7 protein-coding genes are annotated in these 9,962 nt (G+C 56.9%); 2 read left to right on the forward strand and 5 right to left on the reverse strand.

Annotated elements, in window-relative coordinates; translation table 11 throughout:
* Positions 1 to 217 precede the first annotated feature (217 nt).
* Complete coding sequence (locus EDC14_RS24590; protein ID WP_132017474.1) at positions 218 to 1,186, forward strand: NAD(P)H-dependent flavin oxidoreductase; 969 nt, start codon at positions 218 to 220, stop codon at positions 1,184 to 1,186.
* 512 nt (positions 1,187 to 1,698) lie between these two features.
* Here EDC14_RS24590 and EDC14_RS24595 read toward each other — a convergent pair.
* From EDC14_RS24595 to EDC14_RS24610, 4 genes are all read right to left on the reverse strand, one after another.
* Positions 1,699 to 3,948: a glycoside hydrolase family 2 protein gene (locus tag EDC14_RS24595; RefSeq protein WP_132017462.1), complete on the reverse strand. Its 2,250-nt coding sequence runs from the start codon at positions 3,946 to 3,948 to the stop codon at positions 1,699 to 1,701.
* A 12-nt stretch (positions 3,949 to 3,960) separates the two neighbouring features.
* Complete coding sequence (locus tag EDC14_RS24600; RefSeq protein ID WP_132017464.1) at positions 3,961 to 4,779, reverse strand: carbohydrate ABC transporter permease; 819 nt, start codon at positions 4,777 to 4,779, stop codon at positions 3,961 to 3,963.
* The gene (locus EDC14_RS24605) at positions 4,776 to 5,717 is read right to left on the reverse strand and encodes a carbohydrate ABC transporter permease (protein WP_132017466.1); all 942 of its coding nucleotides are present in this window, start codon (positions 5,715 to 5,717) and stop codon (positions 4,776 to 4,778) included. Before EDC14_RS24605 ends, EDC14_RS24600 begins: the two co-directional genes overlap by 4 nt.
* Before the next feature lie 108 nt (positions 5,718 to 5,825).
* Complete coding sequence (locus tag EDC14_RS24610; RefSeq protein WP_243663109.1) at positions 5,826 to 7,112, reverse strand: ABC transporter substrate-binding protein; 1,287 nt, start codon at positions 7,110 to 7,112, stop codon at positions 5,826 to 5,828.
* A gap of 403 nt (positions 7,113 to 7,515) precedes the next feature.
* Between EDC14_RS24610 and EDC14_RS24615 the strand changes: the two genes are divergently transcribed.
* Positions 7,516 to 8,526, forward strand: coding sequence for a LacI family DNA-binding transcriptional regulator (locus tag EDC14_RS24615; protein WP_132017468.1), 1,011 nt, complete (start codon positions 7,516 to 7,518; stop codon positions 8,524 to 8,526).
* Here EDC14_RS24615 and EDC14_RS24620 read toward each other — a convergent pair whose 3' ends face one another.
* Positions 8,527 to 9,459, reverse strand: a complete 933-nt coding sequence (locus tag EDC14_RS24620) for a ketopantoate reductase family protein (protein ID WP_132017470.1) — start codon at positions 9,457 to 9,459, stop codon at positions 8,527 to 8,529.
* Between the last annotated feature and the right edge of the window lie 503 nt (positions 9,460 to 9,962).

Here is a 9,962-nt window from a genome sequence, read left to right on the forward strand (position 1 = left end):
AAAATCAAATTTTGGACCGTTTTTTGAAAACGTCCGCCGACCGTCGGCGGCGTATTCCGGACCTTCCCAAGCAGCCGGCATAATAATCCATCCCCGTTGGCAGGCATTGACTTTTGCACAACAATATTGCCGGTTGTATTCCAGGGGGATCAATGGTATACTTGGCGAAATTGCTGAAATAATCCGGCGGGTTTATTCCCTGCCGAATGAGGAGGATATATTGCTGCCAAAACTGAAGATCGCTCATATGTTACCGCGGATCCCGGTCATTCAAGGCGGAATGGCCGTCAAAGTCTCCACCGGGAGACTGGCGGCGGCCGTCGCCAACGCCGGCGGCATCGGCACCATTGCCGGAACCGGCTTGACCGATGCGGAGCTGCGGTCGGAGATTCAAACCGCCCGTTCCTTATCGGACGGCTATATCGGAGTGAATGTTTTGTTCGCGGCCAAGCGCTTCTCGGAGTTGATGCTGACCGCGCTCCGCGAAAAGGTCGATTTCGTCATCTCCGGGGCCGGCTTCTCGCGCGACATGTTCCAATGGGGCCGGGAACACAAGATTCCGGTTCTGGCCATCGTCTCGTCGGCCCGGCTGGCGCGGCTGGCCGAAAAGCTGGGCGCCGCCGCGGTGGTGGTCGAAGGGAAGGAAGCCGGCGGTCATCTGGGCACGGACCGCCCCATCGCCGCGCTCGTCCCGGAAGTCGCCGCCAGCGTCAGGATCCCGGTGGTGGCGGCCGGCGGGATCACCGACGGTTTTGATATCGCCCGCATGCTCAGGCTGGGAGCTTCCGGCGTCCAGATGGCCACCCGCTTTGTGGCCAGCCGGGAGTGCGAGGCGCACGCCAATTTCAAAGCGCAGTACCTGGCGGCCAACGCCGAGGATGTGACGCTGATCGATAGTCCGGTCGGCCTGCCGGGCCGGGCCATCAGCAACCATTTCACCCGCAGCATCGCCGGAGCGCTCCGTTCCAAGATCCAGCATTGCGACGGCTGCCTCAAACACTGCAGCGCCAAGTTTTGCATCCTGGATGCCCTGCGCAAGGCCGTTAGCGGCGACACCCAGAACGGCCTGGTCTTTTCCGGCGAGTTTGTGGGCAGGATCAAGGAGATCCTGCCGGTCCAGGAGATCATGGACCGCCTCGTCGCTCAGATGGAACAGGCTTTCATCCCGGAGCATTCGACCCCCTAACCCCCAATTAAAAAAGCGGACTGTTTACAGCAGTCCGCTTCGTTTTTGGCATCACAAACTATTTTGGGGCGGAAAGAGCGCATCGCCCTTCTTCTAAAAAGCCATGATAAAGTCTCTTTCCAACCGATTCAACCTATAAAAGGTTAAAAATCGACTTTATCACTTGCTTTTCTGAGCTTTTGTGAACACCCCGACCTGCGGACGGGGTTTATCACAACGCTTCTAATTCCCTTAGCAACCCTGAAGATCCATTTTCCACTCCGGCGAAATCCCATAGCGCTCCCGCCAACTGCATTGGCAGGCCATCCCATGAGCATTGCGGCCCGGGAAATTGCAATTTCACTCCGGCGAATTACATTGGCGGGATGGCAAATTGAAATTCCAGCCCCGAGAATCGAATGATCGCCACGGAAAAACAAGATGGCGCCGGAAAGCAATCCCAAAACCGTCCCCAAAATTAAAATTTCAGGAAGTGAAACGGGGCAGGCCCGGAAGCCTGCCCCTGTTGATGATTACGCTACGGTGATCCGGACCGTCTTGGCGCCCAGGGTCTGCGAACGGACGGTCACTTCGATGAGGCCCGCTTCATTGACCGTCTCGATCCAGAAGGCCAGCGCGCCGCCTTTGACGACGACTTCCGCCGGGCCCTGCAGCCGGGCCGGACCGGACAGCTCCAGCTTGATGATGTCATCCAGGAACGGCAGCAGGTTGCCGTACTGGTCCAAAACCCGCACCGTGATCCGGGTGGCGTCCTTCTGGGCGGCGTCCAACTGCAGGTCATCGGCTGCCACCGCCAGCTCGGCGGGGACCGGAGCCTTGCTCAGCTTGCGCTCGATGACCACCCGGCCTTGATGGTAACCCCGGAAGATTCCGTCCCGCCAGACCATGCCCCACTCGCCCAGCTTTTCCTGGGGAATCACCGTTAGATCGACGACCGCCGGCGGATAGGGAACCCCCGGGTAGTCGGCCTTGCGGGGGTAGATCTTCTCGGCCACTGTTTCGGAGCCGAATTGCATCTCGATATAATCGCAGTTGGTGAAGATCACCAGCGGAAAGATGTTGCACTGGTCGCGCTCGCCCCGGGCCCAGAAGGTGACCGGCTCCAGCACCGGCTCGACCTCCGGCGCCACCTGGGACTTGTAGGCGTAGGCGGCGAATTTGGGCAGCCGGAACATATCCATCACACCGTGGTAGCAGATGCGGTCCCCGGCGCCGAAATCCTTGTGGGTATTGTAGTCAAAGGCGCACCAGCCGATGGCCCCGGCGATGCTCGGGTCCAGTCCGGCGGCGTTCTGGACTCTCAGATGGCGCAGGGCGTGCTCGCTCTGGCGTTCCTCCTGGTCGAAACGCTTGGTCGGGTACATGTGGCCGTTGAACTCCGTGACCAGGTACGGCACTTTATGGTCGAGTCCGGTGACCTCCTCCTGTCCCCGCAGCGGCGGCCGGATCCCGTCATGGATGAAATCGTTGAAGGTATAGACATCCTCCAGCAGGTGGCTGTGGGTGATGCAGCGCACCCCGCCGGTCTGGCGGGTGGCGTCCAGCTGATGGGCGATCCGGTTGGTGGCGGCATACAGCGGATCATCATCCCGCGACTCATTGATGCGGACCCCCCAGAGGATGATCGCCGGATGGTTCCAGTCGCGCTCGATCATCTCGCGGACATTCTCCCGGACAATCTCCTGCCAGGCCGGGCCGCCGATATGCTGCCAACCCGGGATCTCCTCGAAGACCAGCAGCCCGATGGCGTCGCATTCATTCAGGAAATGCCGGGATTGCGGATAATGCGAGGTGCGCACCAGATTCAGATGCAGCTCGTGCTTGAGGATCCGGGCGTCCTTCTCCTGCACCCGCTGGGGCATGGCGTAGCCCACGTAGGGATAGGACTGATGCCGGTTCAGGCCGCGCAGTTTCAGGTGCCGGCCGTTCAGGTAAAAACCGTCCGTCCTGAACTCGGCCTGGCGGAATCCGAACCGGTCGGAATAGGCGTCGGAATATTCCCCCAGGGTCAGCTCCACGTCGATCTCGTAGCGCTGGGGGCGGTCGATGTCCCAGAGCTTGATGTCGCGCAGGCCGTTGATGCTGAATTCATACGCGGCCGTCTCGGCGGAGATGGCCGCTTCGAAACTGCCGGACCAGACCGTCGGCCCCGCCAGTTCCCTGAGGGTCACCTTGAACTGACCATTTCCCCGGACTGTCCCGTCGTGGCGCAGGAAGACCTTGACCCGGACCGTTTTGGCCTCTTCGAGCACCCGCTCCGGCTCCACCTTGAGGTTGCGGATGGACACCCCGTCATAAATGCCCAGGCTGACCTCGCGGTAGATCCCACCGTAGGTCAGGTAGTCGATCTGGCCGCCGAAAGGCGGGATATCCTCCAGTTCGGCCGAGTCGACCACCACCGTTAAGAGATTATCGGCCCGCTCGAAATCATAGGCGCCGTCGATCCGGATGTCGAAAGGCGTATAACCGCCCTTGTGCTCCCCCAGGAAGGCGCCGTTCAGATAGACCTTGGCGTAGGCCATGACCCCTTCAAAATGAAGATAGATCGGTTTGCCGCGGCCAGCGGCGGGGATCGTTAACGGATACCGGTAGCAGGACTGGATCTGATACGCTTGCTCATCCAGATAGTTATAGGGCAACTCTACGTTGGCGTGGGGCAAGTTCACCGCGGTGAACCCTTCCAGACCGGATTGCCGTTCCATGCCGCGCTCGTAACGCGGTTGATAATACCAGTGGTTGTTGAGCGGAATTACTTTTCTCATTGCTGCCTCCTGTCATTGTTTTACGGATCCGGTAATGCCTTGGACGAAATAGTTTTGCAGCCCGAAGAAGATCAGGATCATCGGCAGGGTCGACAGCACAATCGCCGCCATCACCGCGCCGTACTCCGGGAAATAGGCCGAAGCCATCGTCGAGACCAACAGCGGCAGGGTCTTCTGCTGGTTGGTCTGGAGCAGGATCAACGGCATCATATAAGCATTCCAGCTGGTCATAAAGGCGTAAATCGCCGCCGCGGCGTAGGTCGCCTTCATGGCCGGCGCCACGATGGAGCAGAAAATCCGGAATTCGCCGGCGCCGTCCACCCGGGCCGCCTGAATGATCTCCTTGGGGAAAGTCTTGAAGCTCTGCCGGAAGAAGAAAATGATAAACACCGAAGCCAGCGAGATCAGGATCAGCCCCGCATGGGTGTTCAACAGGCCGAACTTGACCATCATCCGGAACAGCGGGACCATCAGCGCGGCCAAAGGGACCATCATCGACAGCATCACCAGGCCGTAGACTTTTTCCCGCGACTTCGTGACGTAAAACTCGAACCCGTAGGCGGCCATGGAAGAAACGATCAGTTGCCCGATCACGGTCAGGATGGCGATCTTGCTCGAATTGAAGAAGATCCGGACCACGTCGAATTGGCCGAACAGGATGGTCAGATTCTGCGCCAGATGCCGGCCGAAGGTCATCTTGCCCTGGATCACCTCGATCGCCGCGTTGGTCATCCCCACGATCATCCAGTAGAATGGAAAGACCGACGCCACAAAGGCGATGCTCAGAAAGGCGTAGGCGCATATTTTAAAGAGAAGGTTTCTCCGTTTCATTTTTTATCACCTGCCAGCCTAAATTGGATCACGGAGAACACCGCCACCAGGAAGACGATGGCATAGGCCACCGTGGAAGCGTAGCCGAAGTTCGGCATGAATTTGAAGCAGAGATTGTAGATGTACACCGACATCGTCAGCAGCGAATTGCCGGGCCCGATGGTCGCCGCGGAGACGCCCATCGCCGAAAAGTTCATCGGCTCGTCGAACAGCTGCAGGGTGCCGATGGTGGACATGATCGCCGTAAACAGCAGGATCGGTTTCAGCATCGGCACCGTGATGTGCCGGAACTGCTGCAAGCGGCCCGCGCCGTCGATCTCGGCCGATTCGTACAGGTCGTCGGGGATGTTCTGCAGCCCCGACAGGTAGAAGATCATGTTATACCCGGTCCAGCGCCAGGTCATGGCGATCATCACCGTGATCCGCGCCCAGAACGGCTCGGTCAGCCAGGGAATGGGCGCGGCGATCAGGTGGAGCGCCATGAGGCCGTGGTTGATAAAGCCATCCGCGCTGAACATCATCTTAAACAGCAGGGAGTAGGCTACCAGCGAGGTGACGGCCGGCAAAAAGATGCCGGTCCGGAAGACGCCGCGGAACCGCAACGACTTGTCATTCAACAGCGAGGCGATGACCAGGGCCAGCAACAACATGATCGGGACCTGGATCAAGAAAAAAATGAAGGTGTTTTGCAAGGCCTGCAAAAACACCGGATCATTCAACAATTTCAGATAATTCCCAAAGCCCACGAAGGTCTGAATGACGCCGCGGGAGGAGATGGTCGACATATAGAGCGAGCTGATGATGGGGTACAGCATAAAGAGGCCCAATAACAGCAGGGCGAACGATGCAAAGAACCAGCCGTACCGGTTCTGGCTCTTCTCGAAGGAAGCGAATGGGGGCCGCGTTTTCGCGGGAGGAGTCGCCGGATTGTGCAACATGATGTGCTCACCTCTTCGTTTAAAAAGAGGAATAATACCAGGATCCCCAGCATTATTCCTCTTATGGATCGAATTACATCGTGGCCGCGGAATTCATCATCGGGCAGCCTATAAATTGATCTGGTTTTTGAGTTGATCTTCGGCTTTCTTGAGCGCCGCTTCCACGGTGAGCTTGCCGGCCAGGTATTCCGGCATGACGGTCATCAGGGCCGTATCCGCCTCGTACGTATAGACGCCGTAATTGATGCCCGGAATCTTCTTCATCCAGGCCGAGAAATCGGAAAAGACTTTTTGGCCGCCGAAGAACTCGTCGGCTACCGTATAGGAAGGACCGTTCTGAGCCGGCAGGTAGGTTCCGATGGCGCCCTGGCCGACCAGGATCTTCTGGTAGAAGTCCTTATCCGCCGCGAAGGTGGATTTCAGGAAGTCTTCGGCCACGGCCTTGTTGGACGAACCCTGGGTGATGTACCAGCTCGAGCCGCCCAGGTTGGAATAGTTCACCGAAGCCTTCAGATTCATCCTGGGGGTGGGAAGGGCCGCCCATTTGCCGGACTGACTCTTCTCGGCCTTGATGGAACCGATGATCCAGCAACCGGTGATGATCGAGGCCGCCTCGCCTTTGTTGAAGGCGGAGACCCATTCGTTCCAGCCGGTGGTCTTTTTGATCATTCCCGACTCCATGAGCTTCTTGTAGGTGGCAAAGGCTTCCTTCAACGCCGGATTGTTGGCGATGTAGGGTTTGCCGTTCTTGTCAAAATACCACAAGCCGGCGGACTGCAACATGATCCGGATCAAGCCGCCGTCGGCCGGGTCAAAGGTGTAGGCGTCCTTGCCGGTGGCGGCTTTCACTTTCTTGCCGATCTCGATGAATTTATCCCAGGTGAGGTTATTCAGGTCGGAAGGCTTGTATCCCGCCTTGGCCAGGTAGTCGGTGCGGTAGAACAGCGCGCTCACGCCGGAATCGAACGGAACGCCGTAAATCTTGCCGTTCACGGTCATCAGCTTATTTTTGTAGCTGGCGAAATTCTTGTGATTGATCTTCTTGGTCAGATCGTCAAAAGCGCCGGGATAGGCCTGCAGGTATTTCTGGGCATTGTAATCCTCGATCAGGACGATATCCGGCAAACCCTCTTTGACGCCGGACGCCAGCACCGTATGGAGCTTTTGTTCCACATCGGCCTTGGCCATCTCCACGATCTCGATCTGGACATTGGGATTGTTCTTCTGGTACCGGGCTTTGGCCTCCTTCATCACCGCGATGTTGAAATTGGGGTCCCAGGCCCAGATGGTAATCTTGCCCGATTTTTTGGCAGCTCCCATGGCGGCCGCGCCGCTGCAAGCCAGCAGTGAAACTGCCATACAAACCGTTACAAGCATTGCAAAAAGCTTCTTCACTACCTTCTCCTCCTTTATTAAATTTTCTGATTCTCCCTGCTATGGGATGATTTGTTATCTATAATATTAAAAAAGAATGAAAGAAATGTCAATAAAATTTTACTAAATAACATTCCTGAATCATAGTAATATTTTATGGAGCCCGCGGTTTCGCTCCTCATAACATTCCCGGTTGCGTCGTCACCACGTGATGCATTACCAGAAATCACCGCCGGTCGGCGAATGAATTCCGTTGCGGCCAATGTTTCATTTCCCGGGCGGCTTCGCTGCAGTTTTCCGATAAAAATTTACTAAATTATTTGAATCCCGCAGAAAAATTCATTATAATCTTAATAAATCCAACGATTTATATTATGATAAGAGTAAACGACAGAAAACGACACTGTTCGGACGAGGCTGCGCCATGACGACAATCAAGGAGATCGCCAATAAGGCCGGGGTTTCCCCGGCGACCGTTTCCAGGGTATTAAACCACGATACGACACTATCGGTCTCCGCCGAGACCAAAGTGCGGATCCTGGAGATCGCCGAAGAGTTGGAGTATAAAACGGTTCGGGAAAGAAAGAACGGTGCCGCCGAAAACCGCCGGCTGACTTTCGGCGTCTTGGACTGGTATTCCGAGCTGGAGTTGCTGGATGACCCCTACTACCTGTACCTGATGACCACCATCGAAAAGGAATGCGCCCTGGCGGGCATCGATACCTTCAAGATCAATAAGGTCAACGACAGGTATCAAGTGATGGTCAAGGACCTCGACGGCATCATCGCTATCGGCAAGTTCTCCGACGGGGAGATCAACGATCTCGCCGCCTATACGGGCAATATCGTCTTTGTGGACTCGTCGCCCCAGGAAAAATTGTACGATTCGGTGACCATCAATTTGAAGCTGGGGATCACCGAAGCGCTGCAATACCTGGTGGACCTGGGCCATACCGAGATCGGCTTTCTGGGCGGTTCGGTCGTCGGCGATCATAAAGAAGCGACCATCGACGAGCGCAAGCGGGTCTTCATCGCCACCATGGAGAAACACGGCTTGTTCAATCCGGACTTCGTCTTCACCGGGAGCCGCATCTCCTACCAGGAGGGTTATCACCTGATCTTCCAGGCGCTCGAATCCGCCAAGCTGCCCACGGCCTTGCTGATCGCCAACGACACCATGGCCACCGGCGCGCTGCGGGCGCTGCACGAGGCCAAGATCCACGTGCCGAACCAGATCAGCATCATCGGTTATAACGACCTCGCCACCTCGAAGTACCTGATCCCGCCGCTGACCACCGTCCGGGTGCATCTGAACTTCATGGCCGTGAGCGCCATCGATCTGCTCAAGGAACGGATCGAAAAAGGACGGGTTCTCCCCAAAAAAGTCCTGGTCCCCAGCGAACTGGTGATCCGGAAGAGCTGCAAAAAACGGTGATTATTCCGGGATCCCGCGATAGGTCCGCTCCAGCGTGCGAATCATCCGGAGCAGCACCTCGTTCACCGGAGTGGCCACCCCGTATTGCCGTCCCAAGCTGACCACAGTCCCGGCAAAGATCTCCACTTCCGTCTTGCGGCCGGCCTCCACGTCCTGCAGCATCGAAGTTTTTCCTTGCGGCGAAAGCCCGTTGATGATCCCGATATAATCCCGGATGTCTTCCTCACTGAGGTTAATCCCTTGTTTTTGCGCCAGCCGGATCACCTCGCACGAAGCCATGGTCATCAGCTCCCGCGCCTCCCCCACCTTTTGAAAGACTCCGTACGGCGCCTTCAAGACGGCCGACGTCTGATTGACGCCGACATTCATCATGAATTTCCACCAGAGTTCCCTGAGCATGTCCTCGGGGATCTGGTAGGGGACCCCGGCCCGGTCAAATAGCTCCTTGACCGCGGCCACCTTGGGCGAAGCGGTCCGGTTCAACTTATCGCCGAAGACGATCTTTCCCATGCTGGAAAAACGGGTCCGGGTCCCTTCCCGTACCGCGTCGGTGCCGACCACGAACGAATAAAGCAGCTTATCCGGGCCATATTCCGCGCCGATCAGCTCTTCGCTGGTAATTCCGTTCAAGAGGGAAAGAATGATCGTCCGCTCGCCCACCACATTGCGGATGGCCCGGATGCTCTCGGCCAAGTGGTGTTGTTTGACGGCGATCAGGATCAGGTCGGCCGGCTCGGCCGCGGCCTCCGGCGTCACGAACCGGAAGGGATATTCCCGGCCGTTGACGACGATCCCCTGGCGTCGATAGCGTTCGATCCGTTCCGGATCGGCGATCACCGTCACCAGCCCGGGATCGCTCTCGTACAACCGGCTGGCATAGGCGCTGCCGATGGCGCCAAGGCCCGACAGATAGACCTTTTGGATGGTTGACATATTGGACTCCTCCGTTTCATTGAAGGCAATGACTTAGCCACAATCGCCCGATGGATAGGATATGAAAATCGCGGCCCGGCCATGCCGTTGAACCAACATGGGCGCCGGCCGCCAACTCATTCTCCGCAATGAATTCGACAGCCCTTGCCGCGAACCTCTTTTTGGACCTCAAAAAGGGGGACTGCGCCGAAGGATAAATCATGGCGTCTAGTAGCGTCGTTTTGCGGATACGTGATCGAGCGGAAGAGCTGAAAGAGAACGTTTTGTGAATCACAGATCGCTTTGGGTGGCTGAAAGAGCTCATTCAGTCGCTCAGCAAGCTCGTTTTGTGAATAAGAGAGCTTGCTCAATCATTCAGCGAGCTCTTTTTGTGGATGAGTAAGCTTGTTTTGTGAATCAGCAAGCTTGTTTTGTGAATAAGCCCCCCACCCCAACAAAGTTGGGACAAGCGAAGCGATGAAAATGAAAGAATTGCGTTAAAGGAAGTAATCGGTGAAAGAAGG

Source organism: Hydrogenispora ethanolica, from assembly GCF_004340685.1.
Lineage (GTDB): Bacteria > Bacillota > UBA4882 > UBA8346 > UBA8346 > Hydrogenispora > Hydrogenispora ethanolica.